At 68.6% G+C, this 21,427-nt stretch carries 8 protein-coding genes; 3 read left to right on the top strand and 5 right to left on the bottom strand.

Annotation, left to right across the window (positions count from 1 at the left end; all coding sequences use genetic code 11):
* Positions 1-7: 7 nt before the first annotated feature.
* The 5 genes from ASD67_RS03075 to ASD67_RS03055 form a co-directional block, all read right to left on the bottom strand.
* The gene (locus ASD67_RS03075) at positions 8-12,127 is read right to left on the bottom strand and encodes a hypothetical protein (RefSeq protein ID WP_056343216.1); all 12,120 of its coding nucleotides are present in this window, start codon (positions 12,125-12,127) and stop codon (positions 8-10) included.
* 28 nt (positions 12,128-12,155) lie between these two features.
* A complete protein-coding gene (locus tag ASD67_RS03070; protein ID WP_235535546.1) occupies positions 12,156-14,075 on the bottom strand; it encodes a ShlB/FhaC/HecB family hemolysin secretion/activation protein in 1,920 nt (639 codons plus the stop codon).
* 87 nt (positions 14,076-14,162) lie between these two features.
* Positions 14,163-14,921 carry a hypothetical protein gene (locus ASD67_RS03065; RefSeq protein ID WP_056343214.1) on the bottom strand — a complete coding sequence of 253 codons (759 nt, stop codon included), beginning with the start codon at positions 14,919-14,921 and terminating at the stop codon, positions 14,163-14,165.
* Entirely contained in the window at positions 14,908-16,998 is a 2,091-nt protein-coding gene (locus ASD67_RS03060; protein ID WP_056343210.1) for an adenylate/guanylate cyclase domain-containing protein, read from the bottom strand. The genes ASD67_RS03065 and ASD67_RS03060 overlap by 14 nt, the downstream gene beginning before the upstream one ends.
* Positions 16,999-17,002: 4 nt before the next feature.
* Entirely contained in the window at positions 17,003-20,101 is a 3,099-nt protein-coding gene (locus tag ASD67_RS03055; protein WP_056343207.1) for a CHAT domain-containing protein, read from the bottom strand.
* 213 nt (positions 20,102-20,314) lie between these two features.
* Here ASD67_RS03055 and ASD67_RS03050 point away from each other — a divergent pair, with 213 nt between their 5' ends.
* From ASD67_RS03050 to grxD, 3 genes are read left to right on the top strand one after another with little or no spacing between them, the layout of a single operon-like run.
* Positions 20,315-20,638 carry a DUF1476 domain-containing protein gene (locus ASD67_RS03050; protein ID WP_056343429.1) on the top strand — a complete coding sequence of 108 codons (324 nt, stop codon included), beginning with the start codon at positions 20,315-20,317 and terminating at the stop codon, positions 20,636-20,638.
* Positions 20,639-20,649: 11 nt separating this feature from the next.
* Positions 20,650-20,883 carry a BolA/IbaG family iron-sulfur metabolism protein gene (locus ASD67_RS03045; RefSeq protein WP_056343204.1) on the top strand — a complete coding sequence of 78 codons (234 nt, stop codon included), beginning with the start codon at positions 20,650-20,652 and terminating at the stop codon, positions 20,881-20,883.
* 50 nt (positions 20,884-20,933) lie between these two features.
* Positions 20,934-21,263: a Grx4 family monothiol glutaredoxin gene (gene grxD / locus ASD67_RS03040; protein WP_056343201.1), complete on the top strand. Its 330-nt coding sequence runs from the start codon at positions 20,934-20,936 to the stop codon at positions 21,261-21,263.
* The last annotated feature ends 164 nt before the right edge of the window (positions 21,264-21,427 follow it).

Genomic DNA, 21,427 nt, shown 5'->3' with positions numbered 1-21,427 from the left:
GAAACGCTTATTCGCTCGGCGGCGTCCACAGGTCGTCGTTGCCCGCGCCGGTCACCGGATCGTCGAGCAGCGGCTCGCCGGTCAGCGGGTCGAGGCTGCGCATCGTGATCAGCGGCACCGGCAGGCTCATGCCCTCGGCGTCGTCGCTATCACCTTCGTCATCGTCCTCCTTGTTGATGACGTCCTGCACCGGGAAGGAGGATTCGAATTCGAGGAAGGCGCAGGTCGTCGAACTGACGATCAGGCACCCGTTCATCGTCGATCCCGAGTCGAAGGCGAGGCCGCTGCCACTCAAGGGACCGCTGCCGATCACGAAGCCGTCGATCGACAGCAGCGGGATGGCGTCGAGTCCGGTGACCTGGCCCGACGGGCCGAGGTGGACGCCGTTGATGACGATTCGCGAATCCGACCCCTCGACGTTCACATTGAGTCCGAGGGCGCCGAAGGTCAGCCCGCGGCGCTGCGCGAAGCGCGTGCCGAGGCCGCTGTTCTGGACATAGAAGCCGCCGACGACGCTGACGTCGATGCCGCCCGCGAACAGTGCGCCTTCGTCGCTGGTCACCCCGTCATTCTGTGCCAGCCGGTCGTCGATCGCATCGATGTCGGCCGCCGCCGCGACGTCGGCGATCGCGCTGGCGGTCGCGACGATGACATCCTCCGATTCGAGCGTCAGGAGGCCGCCGGGGGTCGAGGCGCCGCTGGTGCTGCTGCCGCCGGTGAGCCGGATCGTGCCTTCGCCCAAAATGACTTCGAGCGCGTCGCTGGCGCGGATCGCGAGGCCGTTGTTGTCGCCCATGCCGGTGAGCAACACGTCGCCGAGCACGCGCGCCTTGCCCGGGGTTTCGATCGTCAGCGTGCCGTTGGTGCCGAGGTTCGAGGTCGGCGATCCCGCGGTCATCGTGAAATCGTCGATGATCACGTCGGGCTGCGCGCTGCTGCCGACCGAACCGATCGGCAGTCCGCCGGGCGCCGCCGCGACGAACCCGCCATTGTTGTCGTCAACCTGCGGGGCGAAGATACGGATGTCGGTGCCATAGAGGCGCGCCATTTCGGCCGCGTCGATATGATAGCCGTCGCGCGCGCCGGTGCCGCCGATGAAGGTCTGGCTGTTGCCGTCGGTGTTGCGCACGTCGAGCACGGCGGTGGTGCCGGCGGTGCCGAGGCGCCCGCCGGACCCGATGACGATGTCCGCCGATCCAAACGACATTTCGCGCCCGGTGACCGCGCCATTGACCGTCAGCACCCCGCCCGCTTCGCCGAGCAGGCTGTTGGTCGCGGCCACCGCGCCGAGCGTCATGTCATCGTCGGATTCGAGCTGGACGTCGGCGGCGCCGAGCTGCGTCACGCTGAGGTCGCCATTGGTCGAACGCAGCGATGCGCGGCCCGCCACGGTACCGGCGGTGACCGACAGATTGCCGCTGTTGGTGATCGACGCGTCGCCGACATCGGTGGTCAACGTGCTGAAGACCAGATTGCCGCTGCCGCTGCCGATCACGATGCTGTTGCCGCTCGCATCGACCGGTCCGACCGAACTCAGGCTGGCGATCTCGATCGCGCCGTCGGCGCTGTCGAGCGAGGTGGTGCCGCCGCTGGCCACGGTGCCCGCAGCCACGCCTTCGCCGCCGCTGAGCGCCAGCGAGCCGCCGGTGCCGGTGACGGCGCGGGTGATTGCGATCGTCGTCCCGGCGGCGAGTTCCAGATTGCCGCCGGCGCGCACCGCGCCGCCGCTGATCGCGCCGCTTGTCGTGACCTGCAGGTTGCGACCGGCGCTCAGGCTGTCGATCCCGTCGCCGACCGGGGTCGTCAGGCTGGCGATATCGACCGACGCCGCGGCGATGGTGATGTCGCGGCCCGCGGTTGCCGGCGCGGTCACCGCGACATTGCCCGACGAATTGATGCGGACATCGTCGAAAGCGGCGAGGCCGGCAAAGGTGCCGCTGCCGCTTTGCGTCCGGATGCTGCTGTCGCCTCCGGTCTGGCCGAGGCCGAGCGTCGTCGCGCCGCTGACCGACAAGGACGTGGCGGCACCGAGGATGATGTCGTCGCCCGCCGACAGTCCGGCGGCGGTGACCGACCCGCCGGTCGAACGCAGGTCGATGTCGGCGCCGTCGAGCGACGAGACCCCTTCGCCCTGGCCGATGGTGAAGCCGTTCGCCGTATAGTCGAGGACGAAGCCGTCGGGTCCCGCAGCGGTCGCGCGAACGCCGGTCGCGATCACTGCGCCGCCGGCCCGGACGTCGAGATCGTCGCCGACGGTGATGCCCGAGAGGTTGGCGGTCGTGCCGGCGAGCACGAGCATGTCTTCGCCCGCCGTGACATTGGTCAGCGTCGCCGACCCGTCGGCGTTGACGCCGACCATGCCCGCCCCGCTGCTGTTGGTCAGCGTCACATTGCCGCCGGCGTCGACGAAGACATTGCCCGCCGTGTCGACGTCACCGTTGCTCGGGTCGGGGGCGCCGCCCGCGGCATTGGCGGTCACATTGATGTTGCCGCCCGCGCTCAGTTCGATGTCGCCGCCGGCCGCATAAGCGCCGCTGATATTGCCGCCGGCCAGCACGCCGATGTTGCCCACCGCCGTGCCGTTGGCGATCGCGACGTCGCCGCCGCTGCCGAACGCCGACAACAGGCCGCCGGAGTCGATGTTGCCGACCGTGATGCTGTTGCCGGTCAGGAAGACGTTGCTTCCCGCGAGGATTGTCGACCCGGCGATCCCTTCGGCGCCCGGCGCGGTGCCGCTCGCGGTGAGGCTGACGAAGTCGCCGGCGTCGAGCGTGGCGAAGGCGATCGACTCGGCATCGACGCTGATCGATCCGCCCGCGGTCGAATTGCCGAGATTCGAAGCGCCCGTGGTCGTGATGTCGATGTCGCCGTCGGCGATCAGCGAGTTGAGTCCGGTGGTGAAGCTGGTCGTATTGACGATGAAATCGCCCGCGGCTTCGCCATGGCCGACCGAGACATTGCCGACGAGGTCGATACCGACGTTGCTGCCGCTCTCGCCGCTTTCGGGGTTGGTCCCGGTGGCGTCCATGAAGGCGATGTCGACATCGCCGCGGCCGAAGAGGCGGATATCGTCGCCCGCGACGAGGCGATTGAAGCTGCCGCCGTCCGCGGTGACGATCTCGATGTCGCGCGCCGCTTGGACGGTGCCCGCCGAGTTGACCGCGCCGGTGATCGCGGTCAGCCCGACATCGCCGCCGCCCGTGACATTGCCGACGGTGATCGACCCGCCGGTGATGTCGATCAGGCCGCCGGCGGTGATGTCGCCCGTCAGGTCGACGAGGGTGTTCGCCGAGGCGACCAAGGCACCTCCCACATCGACCTGTCCGGTGCCGTGCATGCCGCCGGTGGTCGCGGTGAGCGCGAGCGCGCCGGCGTTGACCCCGACATCGTTGAGTTCGATGCTGGCGCCTTCGATGCGCAACTGGTTCGTCGCGTCGAGGTCGCCGGTCAGGTCGACCGCTTCGTCGGCGAACAGGACCAGATTATTGCCCGAGGTCAGGGCATTGGCGGCGATCGCGCCGCCGGCATCGATCAGCAGATTGCCGCCCGCGCTGGCGTTGCCGATATCGATGTCGCCGCCCGCGGTCAGCGTCAGCGCGTTGCCGGCGCTGAGCAGGCTGTCATTGTCATGCGCGATGTCGCCGCCCGCGTTGAAGGTGACGTTGACGCCGCTGACGTCGCCGCCGGTGACGATATTGCCCGTGGTCGCGGTCAGGCCGACGTCCGTGCCGGCCGTGACCGACTGCAGGTCGAGCCCGGTGCCGCGGATCGTCGTCGCCTGTCCCGACTGGATCGGGCCGGTCGCGGTGACCGTCCGCGCCGAGGTCAGGATGACATTGGCGCCGGCGTCGGCGCTGGCGAGGGTGATCGGGCTGCCGGTGCTGGTCGCGGTCAGCGAGCCGCCGACTTCGACGCCTTGCAGCGCGATGCCGAGGGCGTTGAAGGTTGCGTCGTCGGCGGCGAAGGTGTCGCCGGTGACGGTCAATGTGCCGGTGATGTCGACCGTCGCGTTGCTGCCGATCTCTTCGCCCTGCGGGTTGGTGCCGTTGGCGCGCATCGACGCGATGGTCACCGACCCGCTGCCGGTGATGCCGATATCGTCGCCCGCGACCAGATTATTGAGCGTCGCGCCCTGCGTCGTCGTGATGAAAAGGTCCTGGCCGGCGCTGAGCAGGCCGGTCGAGGTCACCGCGCCGTTGGTCGCGGCGATCGACACGAAACCATTGGCCGAGACGTTGCCGAGGTTGACGCTGGCACCGCGCAGGTCGGCCGACGATGCCGCGACGATGTCGCCGGTCAGGTCGACCGCGCCCGTCGCCAGCGCGGTGACGCCGCCGTTCGCGGTGATCGCCCCGGTCCCGCCGATGTCGCCATTCGTTGCGAACAGCGCGATATTGCCGCCGCCGACATCATTGTCGCCGAGATCGACGGTGCTGCCGGTGATCGAGACGAGCAGCGCGCCAAAGGTGTCGCCGGTCAATGTCACGGCGCCATCGGCATCCAGCGCCAGCAGCCGTCCCGCGGTCAACGCGTTGGCGTCGATCGTGCCGCCGGCGGTGAAACGCATATTGTCACCCGACGTGGCGTTGCCGACCGCGATATTGCCGCCCGCGGTGAGCGTGAGGATGTTGGCCGCGTTTATCAGGCCGTCGCTGTCGTGGGTGATATCGCCGTTCGCGTCGTAGGTGACGTTGAAGCCACTGACACTGCCGCCGGTCGCAATCGTGCCAACGGTGGCGGTCAGGTCGACGTCGCCATCGGCGGCGATCGACCGGAGGTTGAGGTTGCGGCCCGTGGCCGTGGTGTCGCCGCCCGATTGCAGCAGGCCGGTCGCGACGACGTCGCGCGCCGAGGTCAGCGTGATATTGTTAGCGACATCGGCGCTGACCAGCGTCAGCGGACCCCCGGTTGTCGTCGCCGTGAACGAACCGCCCGCGGTCACGTCCTGGAGCGACATGCTGGTCGCGCTGAAATTGACATCGTCGTTGGCAAAGGTGCTGCCGGTTACGGTCAGAACGCCCGCTATGGTGCCCGAAACGTTGCTGCCGATTTCCTCGCCTTGCGGGTTGCTGCCCTCGGCGGTGATCGAGGCGATGGTGACGTCGCCGCCCGCGCCGATCGACACATCGTCGCCCGCAGTGATGGCGTTGAAGGTGCCGCCCGTCGCGGCGTTGATGAAGACATCGCTGCCCGCCGAGATCGTCCCGGTCGAATTGATCGCGCCGCTGTTCGAGCGCAGCGTGACGAAGCTGTTCGAGCTGACGTCGGCGACGTCGATCGAGCCGCCGATCATCTCGACGAAATTGCCGCCGCTGGCCGCACCCGAGATGGTGATCGCGCCCGTCGCCTGTACCTGCAGGTCGGCGAGCGTGGTGACATTGCCGTTGGCGGTCACGTCGCCGCCGGTCGCGCGCAGCAGGATCTGGTTGGAAAGCCCGTTGGCGTTGCGCAGCGCGACGCTGCTGCCCTCGATAAACATGCCGCCGCTGGTGACATCGCCGGTGATATTGACCGCGCCCACCGCGTCGATGAAGGTATAATCGGCGTTGATCGCGCCGGCGTCGACGGTGCCGCCGGCGGTCAGGCGAGTCTGGCCGACGGTGTTCGTCGCCCCGGTGATCGCGATGCTGCCCGGCGTGGTGATATAGGCGCCGGAGTTGTCGGCCTCATTGTCGGCACCGCCCGCCGTCGTCAGCAGGGTTGCCGCCGAGACATTGCCGTTGGCGGTGATACGGATATCGTCGCCCGCCGACAGGTCGGCGAAGCTGCCGCCGGCGGCCGAGGTGATCGTCAGGTCGTGACCCGCTGACAGCGCGCCGATCGCGCCGATGCCGCCGCTGGTCGAGGTCAGGATGATGTCGGTGCCCGCGGTGACCGATTCGAGATCGAGCGCGCTGCCGGTGATCGTGGTGACGAGGCCCGAGCGAATGGTGTTCGTCGTGCGTACGACATTGCTGGCGGTCGCGGTCAGATTGTCGAAGGCGACCGCGTTCGACGCGTCGATCGTCCCCGCCGAGGCGGTCAGCACGATGTTCGACAGGTCGGTGGGGCCGGTCTGGATCTGCCACATGTCGGGTCCGCCCGCGCTCGAAGGCGCGAGGATCAGGCTGCGCCCGTCGGGTCCGGCGCCGGTGGTCGAGACATTGTCGACGATGACGCAGCAGGTGCCGGTGACGATCAGGTCGTCGCCCGCGAGCGAATTGGTCACGGTCGCGGTGTTGCCCGCGACGACATAAAGATCCTCGCCCGCCGTCGCGCCGTCGACATTGGCGTTGGTGCCCGCCGCGACGCCGATCATCGTCGCCGCGCTGCTGCCCGCGAGCAGATTGGCATCGCCCGCGGCGTTGACGAAGAGATAGCCTTCCGACGGGCCGTTGGGGCCGACATAGGTGCCGGCGGCGTTCGCCTGCGCCGTGATGTTGGTGGCCGCGGTCAGGCTGACGTTGCCGCCGGCCGCATAATTGCCGGCGATGTCGCCGGCGCTGTTGATGACGATGTCGCCGTCGGTGGTCGCCGACAGGCGGGCATTGCCGCCGCTCGAGGAAGCGAACAGCGAGGCCGAGGTGACGACGCTGTCGTTGATCCGGATCGTGTTGCCGAACAAGGCGACATTGTCGCCCGCGGTGATGCCGTTGCCGAGGATCCCCTCGGCCCCCGGCGCGGTGCCGGTCGCGTTGAGGGTGACCGTGGTCCCGGCGCCGATGGTGTCGAAAACGATCGACTGGCCATCGACCGCGACGAACCCGCCCGCCGTCGAATTGCCAAGGTCGACCGCGCCGACCGCATTGATGTCGATGTCGCCGCCGGTGATGATCGAATTGGGGCCGGTCGCGAAGCTGCCGACGTCGGCGGTGAAATCATTGTCGGCCTCGGCATGGTCGACGCTCGCCGCGCTCACCGTGCTGAAGAAGATGTTGCTGCCGTCGACTTCGGAATCGAGCCCGGTGCCGGTGGTGACCAGCCGCCCGGCGACGATCGTGTTGCCGGTCAGGCTGATGTCGTCGCCCGCCGTCGCGGCGTTGATCGCCACCTCGTCGCGCGCATTGGCGGTCAGGTCGTCGCCGCTGGTCGTGGTGCCATAGACGTTGATGCGGCCTTCGGTCGCGAGCAGCAGGGTCAGCGTCTGCGCATCGAGCGAATCGACGTCGATCGCGCTGTTGGTGCCGGTCGCGTTCATGAACAGGCTGGTGCCCGCGCTGACCAGGCTGCCGGGAGCGCTGCGGATCGAATTCACTGCGGTGAAGGAGGCGCTGGTGCCCGACTGGATCGTCGGCGCGGTGCCGGTGCGGAAATCGTGGCGGATATCGACCTGGTCGCCCGCATTGACGGTGAGCGCACCGCCGGCGTTGAGCTGGCCGGTGCCCTGGGCATAGACGCCGACCGAACCGTCGGTGTTCAGCGCCACGGCGCCGTCGGTCTGGATCAGCCCGTTGGTGACGCCGAGGAAGATGCCGTGCGGCGCGACGTCGGTGTCGTTGTTGGTCAGCGAGGTGCCACCGAACGCATTGGCAGTCAGGCTGGCCATCTGGATCGTGCCCGCGCTCCGCAGTTCGATCCGTCCCGCGACATCGCCATTGGCGTCGATCGTCGTGTCGCCGAGGGTGATCGTGCCGGCAGCGGTCCCGTTGCCGAAGGTTTCGATCTGGACCCGGCCGCCGATCGTGCCGGTGAAGGCATTTCCGGCGCCGTCGCCCCCCGAGCCGACGCCGCCCGCGCCGCCCGCGCCCGAGGTGCCGCCGACCGCGATGGAGACCGGCGCCCCGCTCGACGAAATGCTGCCGCTGCCATTGGCGACCAGGTGAACGAGTCCGCCGGACCCGGCGCCGCCAAGGCCTCCGTCGCCGCCGCTCAGCCCCATGACCACATCGTCGGGCGTGCCGGGGATGCCGTCGGGGCCGGGCAGGGTGATGGTGCCGGGATTGTCGGCGCCGGTCCCGCCGTCGCCGCCGGTCCCGAAGCTGCCGAGCGCGACGGCGCTGAGCCGCCCGAAGGTCAGCGTCACCGCGCCGTCGTCGGCGATGACTTCGACCGTGCCGCCGGTGCCGTTGCCGCCGCCGCCGCCGGCCGGGCCGACGCGGGGATTATTGCCCGCTGCGAGTGCCGCATTGCCGCCCTGGCCGCCCAGTGCGCCGGCCGTGAAATTGTCCTGCGAGATGGTGGCGCTGCCATTCGCGCCGGTCACCCGGACGCGCGATATGCCCCCAAAGGCCGAGCCGCCGAAACCGCCCGCGCCGTCGATCCCGTCGCCGCCGTCGCCGCCCTCGGCGCTGGAATCGAGGATCACGTCGACCCTGCCGGCAGCGATATTGTCGACGATCAGCTCTGCCGTTCCGCCTTGCCCGAAACCGCCGTCGCCGCCGATATTGTTGGTGCCGCCGATGCCGCCGACCCCCAGCGCATAGCCGCCCATGGTGCCCGTTGCGGTGACCAAAGTCGCGAGGTCGATCGTCGCGGTGCCGCCTTGGCCGTTGCCGCCGTTGCCGCCGCGTGCGACGCTCGACACCGGACCCGAATTGAGGTTGAGCAGCCCGCCGCCGTTGCCGCCGAAACCGCCGGCGTCGGCGGTGATGTCCCCCGAGGTCAGCGTTCCCGCGGTCAGGTTGATCGCGGCGGTGCCGCCCTGGCCGTTGCCACCGTTGCCGGCGTTGCCGACGACGCCCGCGGCGCTGATGAAATCGCCGCCGTCGCCGCCGATGCCCGACGCAAGGGCGCTGAGCGTGGTGGTGGTGACGACCGCGTTGCCGTTGAGGTTGATCGTCGCGGTGCCGCCCTGGCCAAAGCCGCCATTCTGGCCGTCGACCGGGTTCGCGGGGTCGCTGTCGCTGCCGATCTGCCCGACGCCGCCGGCGCCGACCGCTTCGGCGCTGATGGTCGTGGCGTCGAGCGTGCCGCCGAGAAGGTCGATCGTTGCCGTGCCGCCAAAGCCCGATCCGCCGGCCGACGCGCGCAGGTTGCCGCCGCCGACACCGTTCGCCGATACAACGAGGTCGCCGACGTTCGCGGCGCCGCCGGTCTGCCTATAGGCCGCGATGCCGCCGCTGCCGACGCCGTTGTCCCCGGCGACCGAGCCGCTGAAGCCGCTGGCCGAAAGCTGAAGCTGTCCGCCGGTCACCTGGCCGCCCTGGACGTCGACGGTGATGTCCCCGCCATTGCCTGCGGCGGTGCCGGGCATTTGTGCCGGCCCCTCGAAAATCTGGGCCGCGCGTCCGTCGGCGCTGACGGAAAGGCTCTGGAAATTGAGGATGCTGGTGTTGAGATTGTTGTCGAGCACCTGAAGCAGGATCGAGCCGCCGCGGCCGACAACGATGTTGCCCGCGCTGCTCGCGTCGCCCCCGGCGATGCCGGTCGAGCTGAAAAAGGCGGGGGCGCCGAAGCTGACGGTCCCGCCATCGACGACGACGCCGATCCGGCCACCGGTGGCCGAGGCGCCGCCCTGCGAAAAACCCGTTGCCGCATCGGTCGCGAAGGAGCTGGTTCCGGCGCTGTCGGTTGCCGAAAATACGCCGGTGTTCGCGGCGCGAATGTCGATCGTGCCGCCCTGCGCGGCGCCGCCGGCACCCGCGCTGTTGCCGGAGGCCGCGGTGGCAGCGATATCGAAGGATCCGGCGGTGATCGTGCCGCCATCGGCGGTGAAATCGATGTCGCCGCCGGTTGCCGTGCCGGTGCTGTTGGGCAGGGTGCCATTGGCCCCGCCGACGCTCGCATTGGCGGTGATCGTGGTCAAAGCCGTCAGGCTGCTGTTGCCGCCACTGCCGATCGCGGTCACGGCGATGGTGCCGCCCCGCGCATTGCCGCGGTTCTCGCCCGACGCGGCCTGCGCGCTGGCGTCGAAACCGATCGAGCTGTCCGACGCGAGGGTCGCGCCCCCGTTGATGGTGACATTGATCGTGCCGCCGACGGCGTCGCCGGTGGTCGAACTGGTGCCGTTGACGCTCGATGCGCCGCCGCTGAGCGCGCTGGCGTCGACGGACAGGGAGTTTTGTTCGGCGTTGATGCCATTGTCGGCGGTGATCGTCACCGTGCCGCCCGTCGCATTGCCGCCGGTCGCGCCGTCGCCGGTGGCGTTGCCGCCGGCCGCCGATGCATTGACCGTCAGGTCGCCGAGCGCCGCGGTCGAGGAATTGTCGGCGGTGAAGGTCAGTTCGATCGTGCCGCCCTGTCCGTCGCCGCCGTTCAGCGAGGGGAAGGTGCCGATATTGGGGCTGGATACGGAGCCGCCGCCGGTGCCGCCCGCCGCGAGCGTCGTGGTGGGCGAGGCCAGCGAACTGAGCGCGCCGAGCACCTGGATGCGCGCGGTGCCGCCGGTGCCATTGCCCGACTGGACGTTGCCGATCTGGCCGGCGCCGTTCGCGGTGACGCTGAGGCTGGTGTTCGCGGTGAGCGTGCCGCCGCTGTCGACGGTGACCTCGGCGGTGCCGCCCTGGCCGTTGCCGCCCTGGTCGGCGATGATCGGCGCACCCAGCGACGACAGGGTGACGCCGCCGCCGCGACCGCTGGCCGAGACGGCGATCGTGTCGGCGGTCAGCGAACCGCCGTTCTGGACGGTGAGGCCGGCGGTGCCGCCGGTGCCGGTGCCGCCGATGCCAGTGGCGCTGAGGTCGCCCGTCCCGGCCGCCGAAATCGCAATGCCGTTGCCGACGACGACGGTGCCGCCGTCGACCGTGAACTGGGCGCTGCCGCCGGTGCTGTTACCGGTGACGGCATCGGGCCGCCCGGCGCCGAGCAGCGACAGATTGCCGAGCACCGCCAGCCCGCCGCCCGGATTGACGTTGATCGCCGCATTGCCGGCCTGGCCGCCGCTGCCGTTCGAGCTGACGACAAAATTGCCGGTGGCGCCGACGATCTGATTGTTGCCGACCGAAACCGTCGCGCTGGCGTCGCCGATGAAGGTGGCGTTGCCCTGGACGATCAGGCGGCCGAGATGCGGCGGCGGCACGGCGACGACAGGGCCGCCAGCGGGGATCGACGCGATCGGCTGGCCGACGAAAGCGCCACTGGCGTGCGCCGTGACGCTGCTCTGGAATATCGTGTCGTTGACGGTGATGTTCGCGGCGGCGGTGCCCACCGGCGCGCCGGCGATCACGCCATTGGCGACATTGTAACCCGCCGACAGCACCACCGCGCCGTCGGGGTCGGTTTGCGCGACCACCGCGTCCCGATAGCCGACCTGCCCCGAAATCAGCATCGTGACGGCGTCGTTCTTCGGGATCGCGACCATATAGACGCGGCTCTGGTCGGTATCGCCCTGCTGGTGCGCCGGGCCGCCGGTGATGCCGGTGTGGGTGATGGCGTTGCCGCCCTCGGCGCCGACCGTGACATTGATGTCGAACAGGCCGTTGTTGATCCGGATGTCGGCCTGTTCGGCGGCGACGAGCGCGGCCGAACCGTCGACGTCGATAATCCCGCCCTGGTTGATGCGCGGCGCGACGAGCGCGACATAGCTGCTGCCCGGATTGCCGGGGTACGAAGCGCTGATGAAGCTTTGCGGGCTGATGTCGATCGACGCCGTGCTGCCCGATGCGCCGCGAAACCGGATTTCGCCGCCGGGGCCGAACAGGCCGCCGGTGGTGTCGATATCGTTCGCGGTCAGCACCAGGCTGCCGACGTTGATCGCCGCGCGCGCGCCGATCAATATCCCGCCGGCATTGTAGAACCAGATATTGCCGCCCTGCGGCAGCGTTCCTGCCGCCGCGAGTCCCGCCGGGGTGCCGACATAACCGTTGACCGTGCCGTTGAGGCCGATTTGGCGGGAGAGCGGGATCGGATTGCCGAGCGCGTCCAGTCCGACGAAGCGGTTGAGCACCGTATAGTTTCCGGTGCCGAAAAATTGCAGATTGTTGCCTGTCGGCAGAAAGTCGATCGTGCCGCCCGCTGGTGCGTTGTCGGTGGGGGTCCAGTTGATGATTGTCTGACTCGCACCGTTGGTATTGACCTGCGTCGTGTTCGTCGGATTGATGGGGGTGGTAATGACCGTCGGGTTGGCACCGACCACCTGACCGGTGCCGGCGACCTGCGCCAGCGCCGGACCGCCTAAGGCGATCGCGGCCAGTCCCGCCGCGATCGCGCAGCTCGCCAGCAGGTGCGGCTTGCCCGTACGGACGGTCGGGATCGAAGCGGTGGCACGCATGGCGGATGTCCTCGATGAAAAGCTCATGTCAGCGCGCCTTCACGCCGAACTGGGTGGTGAAATTGAGCAGGAAGCGGGGTTCGGGCTTTTGGGTCAGGAAGCCCGCGCGGTTGAGCGGCACCGCGACAGTCAGGTCGAGCCGCCCGACATCGCCATAGGCAAGGCGGATGCCGCCGCCCGCCGAATAGAGTTTTTGCGGATTGAGCCCGGCAAAGGCGAGGTCCTTGTTCCAGACCCAGGCGGCGTCGAAAAAGACGAAGGGCTGGAGCGCGCCGCTTTCGGTGTTCGCAGGGACGAGGCTGCCGTAGCGCGCCTCCACCGACACCGCGACGCCGCTGTCGCCGATCACCGTGCCGGGGTCGAAGCCGCGCCCGACGGTGAAGTTGCCGCCCGAAAACTCTTCATAGGCGAGCAGCGGATCGCTCGCCCATTGCGCGCGCGGCGCCGCCGACAGGGTGAAATTCTTGACCGGACGCCATTCGGCGAGCGCGTTGGCGCGCACCAGGAAGGCGTCGGGCTTGCCCTCGATGCGGGTCAGCGGGATCGCGCCGGGGACAAAACAGGCGGCGCCGGTGGGGCCGCAATCGTCGCTCGCGCCGAGGAAATTGACGCCCTGCCGCGCTTCGAGCGAGGCGCCGAGATACCAGCGCGGCTCGGCGGGGCTGAACCCGCTGCGCCCGCCGATCGATGCCGGGTCGGTCCAGCTGCCATCGGCACGCAGGTTGAAGACGCGCAGCCGGTCGCGGTTGAGCGGCACGCCGCCCAGCCCGATGTCCTGGTCGATCAGGTCGAACCCGCCGCCGACGGTCAGCCGGTTCGCCTGCGTCAGCACCAGCGGATAGGATGCGAACAGGCTGATGATCTGGGTTTCGGACTTGATCGGCAGCGTCGCGACGCTCGGCCGCGTCCAAGCATAGGTGTAGCTGGCGCCGAATTTCAGCCCCTCGTCACCGACGCGGAATTCATGCGCGACCTGCGCGACATTCTGCTCGTCGAGATCGGGAGTCGTATAGAAGCTGACCGTGGTCATGTCGCCCATGCCGGTCAGGCCAAAGACGCGCGCGCGGGCGATGCCGCCCCAGCGACCGACGTCCTTCGACCCGAAATTCTGGACGTTGAAGTCGAGGATCGCGGCGGTGCGGTCGACCGTCACCTCGCCGACCACTTCGCCCGGCGCGGCGCCGGGGCGCAGGGTCAGCCGCGCCGACAGGCCGGGAATGTCGCGCGCGAGCAACAGATAGCGCTCGGCATCGGCGATGTTGAAGACAGGCTGGTCCTGAAGATGCGACAGATAGCGCTGGAGCAACCCTTCATTGGCGCCGGCGTCGCCGCGTACCTCGATCCGGCTCATCCGCGCGGCGAGAATTTCGAGCTTGACGATGCCGTCGTCGATCGTCTGGGGCGGGACGCGGACAGCGGCCAGATAGCCCTTCGCGCGCAGCATCGTCGCGGCGCGGTCGCGAATGTCGCAGACCACCGAGATTGGCAGGTCCTGACCGACGCGGTCGGACCAGGTCGCGGCGAGCGTCGCCGGGTCGATGCCCTCGACGCTGGAGAATTGGACGTCGCGCAGCGTGACGCGGATATTGGCGAATTCGGGGTTGGCGAGCGGGCAGGGTGCGCGTTCGATGGCATCGTCGGCGGTGACGACCTGTTCGTTCGCCTGCGGAACCGGCGGCGGCGCCGGGCGCTGGATTTCCTCGCGGGTCGGGATTTGCGGGGTCGCGACCTGCGCGTGCCCGACGACGGGCAAGGCCGCGACGATCAGGCCCGACCCGGCGACGAAGCGCCGGAAGGCCCGCCGCCGCGTTTCGGCTTCGCGCGATTGCCCCTGATAGCCGCTGCCGATCATCTCCACCCCTTGCGTTCGACGGCGCGCGGCGTCGCCGCCGCACGTCCAATTCATCATGCCCAGCCCGGTGACGGGCTGCGCGAATTTTCGACCCAAGGAAAGGACTTGCCGCTCGTACGGCAGCTTTTCATCCCATTGTTATCAGATGGATCGGGCGGGTTCAATCATTCCCGCCCGTTTCCGTCAACCGCCCGTCGCTTCCGATTCGGCCATCGCGTCGACCAGCCTGTCGAGCTGCGGCGTGCAGCCCTTGCCGAGCAGCATTTCGCCGGCGGCGTCGGGGGTTTCGGGCATCGCCGCGAGCGCGGCGAAGCGGACCGTCACCGGCGCGGCGAGCCCGCCGCCCGAGAGGCGATAGTCGACGTCATATTGCACGGGCAGGCTGTCGGTCGGCCATTTGCGGAATTGCGCGCCGCTGACGATCGCCACCGTCTCGCTCTTGTCGCCGCTGGCGATGGTCAGCGCGGTGTCGCTCGTCATGTCGGGCCGCCACAGCATCAGCGTCGCCGGATCGGCGACGCAGAAGGTGCCGCCGGCGCGATAATCGAGCAGCCACAAATTGGGCGCGCGGTTCTCGGCGCTCATTTCCTCCGGCCCGCGCGACGCCCCGCCGCGCGTCGCCATCGGCCGCTTGGCCATCATGCGGGTGACGGTGGTGCCCATCGACTGGCTGGCGACGACGGTGGCGCCGGCGGTGAAGGTGCCCGCGCCGGTCAGCGTCTTGGTCTTGCCGCCCTGGATCAGCACGACCTTGTCGCCCGCGACGAGCGTCACGCGGTCGCTGTTCTTGAGCTTGGTGCCCGCCGGATATTTGGAGGCCGACGGCCCGGTCGAGCGGACGACCATCGATTGCGCCGCGGCGGTGCCGGTGACGGCGATCGCGACGAGCGCGGCGGCGGCGGTCAATCCCAGCCGGCGCGTGCGGATCTCAGGACAGGACATAGCTTTCTCCACTTTCGGTCTCGTTCAGTCGTTCTATCAAGAACAGGATGGATGTATCGTGACTGAATTCGGCGCCCACCGCTGTGGCGCAGGTCACATAAAGATTTTTATCGCCCGCCGCGTGCGCTGCAACCATTTCGGCGATGCGCGCGCGCTGGTCGGCGCTGAGGTCGGGACGCGGGGTGAAGGTGTCGACCGGTTGCGCGCGGCCGCGCAGCGTCACCCGGCCCATCGGCACCAGATCGTCGCGCTTCGCGCGCGCCTCGGCCTCGGCCGAGATCAGGACGCCGGTCTTCAGGCTCTTGTTCGCCGCCTCGAGCCGCGAGGCGGTGTTCATGCTGTCGCCGAGCGCGGTGTATTGGATGCGGCCCTCGCCGCCGAAATTGCCGACGATCGCGTCGCCGACATGCAGCCCGACGCGCGTCATGCCGAGCGGCGGCACATCCTCGGCGGCGAGGTCGACGCGGAATTTCTCGCCCGCCTCGTACATCGCGATCGCCGCGGCGGCGGCTTGCGGTCCGTCGTCGGGGCGGCTCAATGGCGCGCCCCAGAAGGCGACGACCGCGTCGCCGACGAATTTGTCGATCGTGCCGCCGTGGCTCAGCACGACGTCGGACAGGCGGTCGAGATAGGCGTTGAGCAGGCGCGCGACGGTTTCCGGCGTCGTCGCGTGGCTGAGCTTGGTAAAGCCCTCGAGGTCGGTGAAGACGCAGAAGATGTTGCGCCGCTCGCCGTGCAGCGACAGCTGTTCGGGATCGCGCATGATCTGTTCGGCGACGTCGGCGGGCAGATATTTGCCGAGCGCCGATTGCGCGAAGGCGCGCTGGCGCGAGCCGACGGCGCGCGCCGCCGAGCCGACCGCGACGAAACCGAACAGCCAGCCGAGCGCCTGTCCGAAGGCGGGCAGGCCGGTGGTATCGACCCCGATTTTTTGCAGCCAGAAGGGATAGGCGAGGAAGAACAGCATCTGGGCGATGAAGATCAGCACCACCCAGCGCGCCTTGAGGTCGATCAGGCTGGTCAGCCCGCCCGCGATCACGACGAGCAGCGCGAGCGCCCACAGGCCCCAGCCCGGAACCGGGTTCGACCATGCGCCGTCGAGTTGCTGCGCCAGCATATGCGCGTGCACCTCCAGCCCGATCATCTGCTCGCGCTCGCCCGTTTGCAGGTCGGGCAGGCGCGATAGCGGGGTGGTGAACAGGTCGTTGTCGACGATGTCGCCGCCGATCAGCACATAACGGCCGCGCACCAGTTCGGCGAAACCGACGCGCGTCTCGTCGTCCATCGGGATGGCGAAGCTGTCGATCGGGATATTGGCGAAGACCGGCTCTTCCTGCTCCGCATCGGCGCGGGCGGGCAAGCGGAAGCGGATATTGCCCTGATAGTCAGCATGCGCCTTGTCGACCGGCGCCAGCGCATTGGCCATCAGCGGCGGCAACCCCTTGGGCCGGTCGGGCCAGTTGCGCATCACCCCGTCCTCGTCGGTGCGGAAGCGCACGCTGGTCGGATGGGTCCTGGCGGTGGTCACATCGGCCAGAAAGGCGTCGAGGAATTGCTGTTGCTGGTATTGGATGGTGGTCGGGTTGTCCGATTGCGAGAGATAGGCGAGCCAGGTGGGCGTCTTCATCGCGCGCAATTGCGCCTTCAGCGCGTCGTCGTCGGGGCGCGGTGAGTCGTACAGGATATCGATGCCGATAGCCTTGGCGCCCATCGCGTCGATGTTGGCGAGCGCCGTCGTCAGCAGGGTGCGGTCGAGCGGCGAGCGGATCCCGGTGTTGAACAGCGTCTCGTCATTATAGGTGATCATGACGATGCGCGGGTCTTGCCCCACATGCTGCGCCGTCAGCGAGGCGCGGCTGTCGTAGAGCGCGCGTTCGGCGTCGCCGGCGAGCGGCAATTGCCAGCTCATCCGCGCGACGAATATCGCGACGATCAGGAAGATCAGCGTCGTCGCCAGTCGCGCCGGTCCAAGCTGGGTGAACAGCCGCCGCACCTGTTTGCGCAGCGGGATGGCCGCGCGCTTCTCGGCCGCGGCTTCGGGCGCCGTCTCTGCTTCGGTCGTCGGGGTTTCGGTCATCGGATCAGCGGGCGGCGCGGCCGGCGGCCTCTCCGGTTTGCGGTGCCGCTGCGGTCGCGGTGCCGCCGTGGAGCAGCGCCTGGCCGCCGTCGCCGATGATGGCGAAGCCCGCCCAATAATAAGGATGCGAGGTCTGTTTTTCGTCCATCAGCAGCGTCTGCGTTGCCCACAGGGCGTCGCCGACGCTCTCACCCTGCCGTGCCGCGAACAATCCGCCGATCAACCGCTTGGTCGCGTCGAAATCGTCGGGGGCGGGCCAGTGGCTCGCGATCACCGACCGGCCACCGGCGCCGATGAAGGCGCGGACCAGCCCGTCGAGCGCATTGCCGCCGCCGCTCGCGACGCCGGCCTCGCGCGTCGCGCTGACCGAGGCGGCGCCCGCGGTGTCGCAGGCGGACAGGATCACCAGGTCGGCGTTGATCTTGAGGTCGTAGATTTCCTGGAAGGTCAGCAGGCCGTCCGAATCGCTGTCGCCGAACGACGTCACCAGCGCCGGGCGCGCCGGGCAGGACGGGCGCGGTGCGGTGACGAGGCCGTGGGTCGCGAAATGGATGATGCGATAGTCGTTGAGGTCCGCCCGCGCCTTGACCGCCGTATCGGTGAAGGCGCCGCCGGTCAGCAGCGCCGCCGCCCGGTCGCCCATCGCGACGCGCGCCGTGTTCAGTTCGTCGGCCGAGATCGGGCGGTTCCACTGCGAGGGCGCCCATTGGCAATTGTCGTCGACCCCGCCGGCGGCGCCGCGCGACCCGAGCGAGGGGAGGGTGGGCCCCACCGGCAGATTCTGCCCGAGCCCGAAATATTGGTGCGTTGCATTCGACGGTGCCGCCTGGCGCGCGTTGCGGAACGCGAGCGCCGACACCGCGGTACTTGGCCGCGTCGTCCGCCCGAGCCAGGCGATCCGGCGCATGTCGAACGCGTCGGCCCCCGGATCGAGCAGGCGCTGCTCATAATCGGCGAGCCCGGTATCGGCGGTGATCAGCAGGTTGATCGGCAGCCGCAGCATCGCGCCATCGGGTTCGAAGATCAGGTTGGCGATCGTCGGCAGCCGGTCGGCGACCGGGCCGAACAATTGGGTGTAAAGGCTGCGCGCGGTCGCGGCGTCGAAGGGATAGGTGACGCGGCGGCCATTTTCGACGATCGAGATCGTCGAGCGGACGCTATCGACCGCATTCTCGAGCTGCGTCGTGCTGATGTCCGAGCGCCACAGCTGCGCGCCCTTGGTGTCGATCAGCATCGCATAGACGGCGTCGCCGACGACGAGCATCTTCAGATAGCCCTCGTCGGGGCGCAGCACCGCTTGCAGTTCGGCAAGGTCGAGCTTGCCCGGCGCGACGACGCGATAATGCGGATAGGCCGACAGCGCGGCGACGGTTTCGGCCTGCTGGAAGCCAAGATTGTCGAGCCGCGTCTTGAGGTCGGCGCGCAGCGCGTTGATTTCGGGCGTTTCCACCATTTGCGCGAGCCGCGCATCCTCGATCCGCGCGCGTTCGATGTCGCGGTTCAGCGTCGTCGCCTGACGGAACAGCCGCGATCCTTCGGCGCTGCCGCTCGACAATTCGCGCGCCAGCACCGCCTGGGTATCGGCGACGCCGGGGCGGACCTGCAACTGGCTGGCGACGAAGAAGTCGCCGACCGCGGCGGTGTCGCTCGCGGCCTTGGCAGCGAGCAGCCGGTAATAGGGCGCCATCATGTTCGCCATGCCCGAGGTCGAGCGCTGCGAACTCGCGAGCGCGCCGACGACGTCGTGATAGATCGTCATCGCCTCACCATCGCGACCCTGGCGGGTCAGGAAGGCGGCATAGCGCGCGCGCGCCGAGGCGAGCGCGTTGGTTTCGGGATATTCGACCGCGAGCGCGTTGATCGATTCCAGGAAGCGCGCATCGGCGGCGTCCTTGTCGCCCGCGGCCTCTTCGGCGAGCGCGAGTTCGCCGAGCATTTGCGAGCGCAGCCGCACGATCGAGGTCACGCGGCCTTCGCGGACCGCCATCGCGTCGGCCAGCCCCTTGAGTTGCGCCGCTTTCGCCGCCGCCGGATTGCCGCGCAACCGCTCGACGGTGCCGAGCAGGTGGACCGCCTGCGCGTCGATGATCTGCGCGCGTTCGAGCGGGGTCAGCCGCTCATTGTCCGAACTTTGGCGGATCGCGCGGGAATTGCTGCCGCTGTTGACCCCGGCGACGATCTCGGGGGTCAGCGTCACCGCGTCGCCCGACACGGTGACCGCGCTGGCGAGCGGCGGGATCGGCGTGTTGAGCAGGTCGGCGGCGCCGGCATAGTCGCGCTGGTTGAGCGCGTGGATCGCGCGAAAATTGCGGCGCAGGCGCAATTGCACCGCATCGGTGGTCGGGATCGCCTCGACCTCGCCGAACAGCCGCTCGGCCTCGGCGAATTCGCCGAGGTTCGATTTCTGCAGCGCGCGGTTGAGGGTGAATTCGGTCGGATCGATGTCGGCGGCGGCCTGTTCCTCGAGCGCGCGACGCGACAGCGCTTCGAAAAATTCGGCGGCCTCGGCATAATCGCCGCTGTGGTTGCGGCGATAACCCTCGGCGAGCGCGCGGTCGACGTCGATCGTCCCCGCGAGCGTGCGGGCAAAGCCGTCGTTGCCGCCGATCGAGGTGGTCGCGACATTGATCGTGCCCGAGGCGACCTTGCGCTGGCGGATCGATTCGAGCGCGAGGTTCAGTGCGTCCTTATAGGCGGTAAAGCCCTCGACCGCGTAGCTGGTGTTGCCCTCGCCCTCGATGCGCGTGGTCCATTGGACGTCGCTGTCCTTGACTATGCAGTTGTCCGTCGCGGTACAGGCGATCGTTCCGGCGCGCGCGCGATCGACGCGGGCCTGGGTTTCGGCCGGGGTCGCGCGTAGCATCCGGACATAGCCGACGGGCTGGCTGGCATCGCGGCAGACGATCATCCACGCGCGGTCGAACATGCCGGTGATCACCGAGTCGCGCACCGTCGACTGGACCTCGCACAGCGACCCGCCCTTGTCGCCGATCGCGAAGCTGTCGCGCAGCGTCGGGTCGGACGCCTGCGCCGACGCCGTCCCGGGTGCGGCAAGCGCCAGCATTCCCAGAAACGAGACGAAAAACGGACGTCGAGCGGCCATGAACGTAATCCCCCAAACACAAACGCAAGGGCGCCGTGCCAGCCCGATGGCGGCAAGGCGCAGTCTTTGTTGCTGCGGTACGACCCATAACCGTTGGCGCGAACCCTAACCCCTTCGCATTCAAAAGGGAAGTGATCTGGCGCACAGGCGCCTTGCGTGCCTTGGCCGCCCGACCTATCTGCAAGCCGACAGGTTTCAAACCAAGAGGACATGATGAGCGCATTCGACGATCGCGAAAAAGCATTTGAGGCGCAGTTCGCCCGCGACCAGGAGGTGCAGTTCCGCATCACCGCACGCCGCAACCGGCTGGTCGGCGAATGGGCCGCCGAGCGTATGGGGCTGACCCCCGAGGAAACCGACGCCTATGCCAAGGCGGTGGTCCAGGCCGATTTCGAGGAAGCCGGTGACGAGGACGTGATCCGCAAGCTCGCGGGCGACCTGACCGCGGCGCAGGTCGAGATCAGCGACGCCGAAATCCGCGCCGCGCTGAACGACAAGGCGGTCGAAGCGCGCCGCCAGTTCATGGACAAGCAGTAAGGCGCCGCGCGATGGCGATGCGCGAATCCGATCTGCAGGCGATGATCGCCGCCGCTTTTCCGGGTGCGGAGGTGACGATCACCGACCTTGCCGGCGACGGCGACCATTATGCCGCGCATGTCGTCAGCGAGAGTTTTCGAGGGCTGACCCGCGTCGCGCAGCATAAGGCGGTGTACGCCGCACTCGGCGGACGCATGGGCGGTGAACTTCATGCCTTGCAATTGACCACCGGCGTTCCTTCATAGGAACCAGATGATTTTCGGGCGCGACATCGCGCCCAACCGGAGACTGCACCATGACCGAAGCCACCCACGATCGTATCGCCAAGCTGGTTGGCGACCATGCCGTCCTGCTCTTTATGAAGGGCACGCCCTTGTTCCCGCAATGCGGCTTTTCGTCGCGCGCGATCGCGATGCTCGACCGGCTCGGGGTCGAATATGACACCGTCGACGTGCTGCAGGACATGGAGATCCGTCAGGGCATCAAGGAGTTTTCCGACTGGCCGACGATCCCCCAGCTCTATGTGAAGGGCGAATTCGTCGGCGGCAGCGACATCATGATGGAAATGTGGGAGGCGGGCGAACTGCACACGCTGGTCGCCGACGTCCCGGCGCGCGCCGAATAACGCGCCGAATAAGGGAACATCGCCTTTCCGAACAAAAGGGCCCGCCGACGCTGGAGTGCGTCGGCGGGCCTTTTTGTGCCGGTACGCGGCTTCGGGACGCGTCGGGGGTCTCACAGGCCCGCGTCTCGGCGGAGGCGGTGCGCATAGGGGCTTTGTCCTGAACC

This window comes from Sphingopyxis sp. Root1497 (assembly GCF_001427085.1).
Classification (GTDB): Bacteria; Pseudomonadota; Alphaproteobacteria; order Sphingomonadales; family Sphingomonadaceae; genus Sphingopyxis.
Note: the sequence above shows the minus strand (reverse complement) of the source record. Positions and strands in the feature narration are given on the sequence as shown.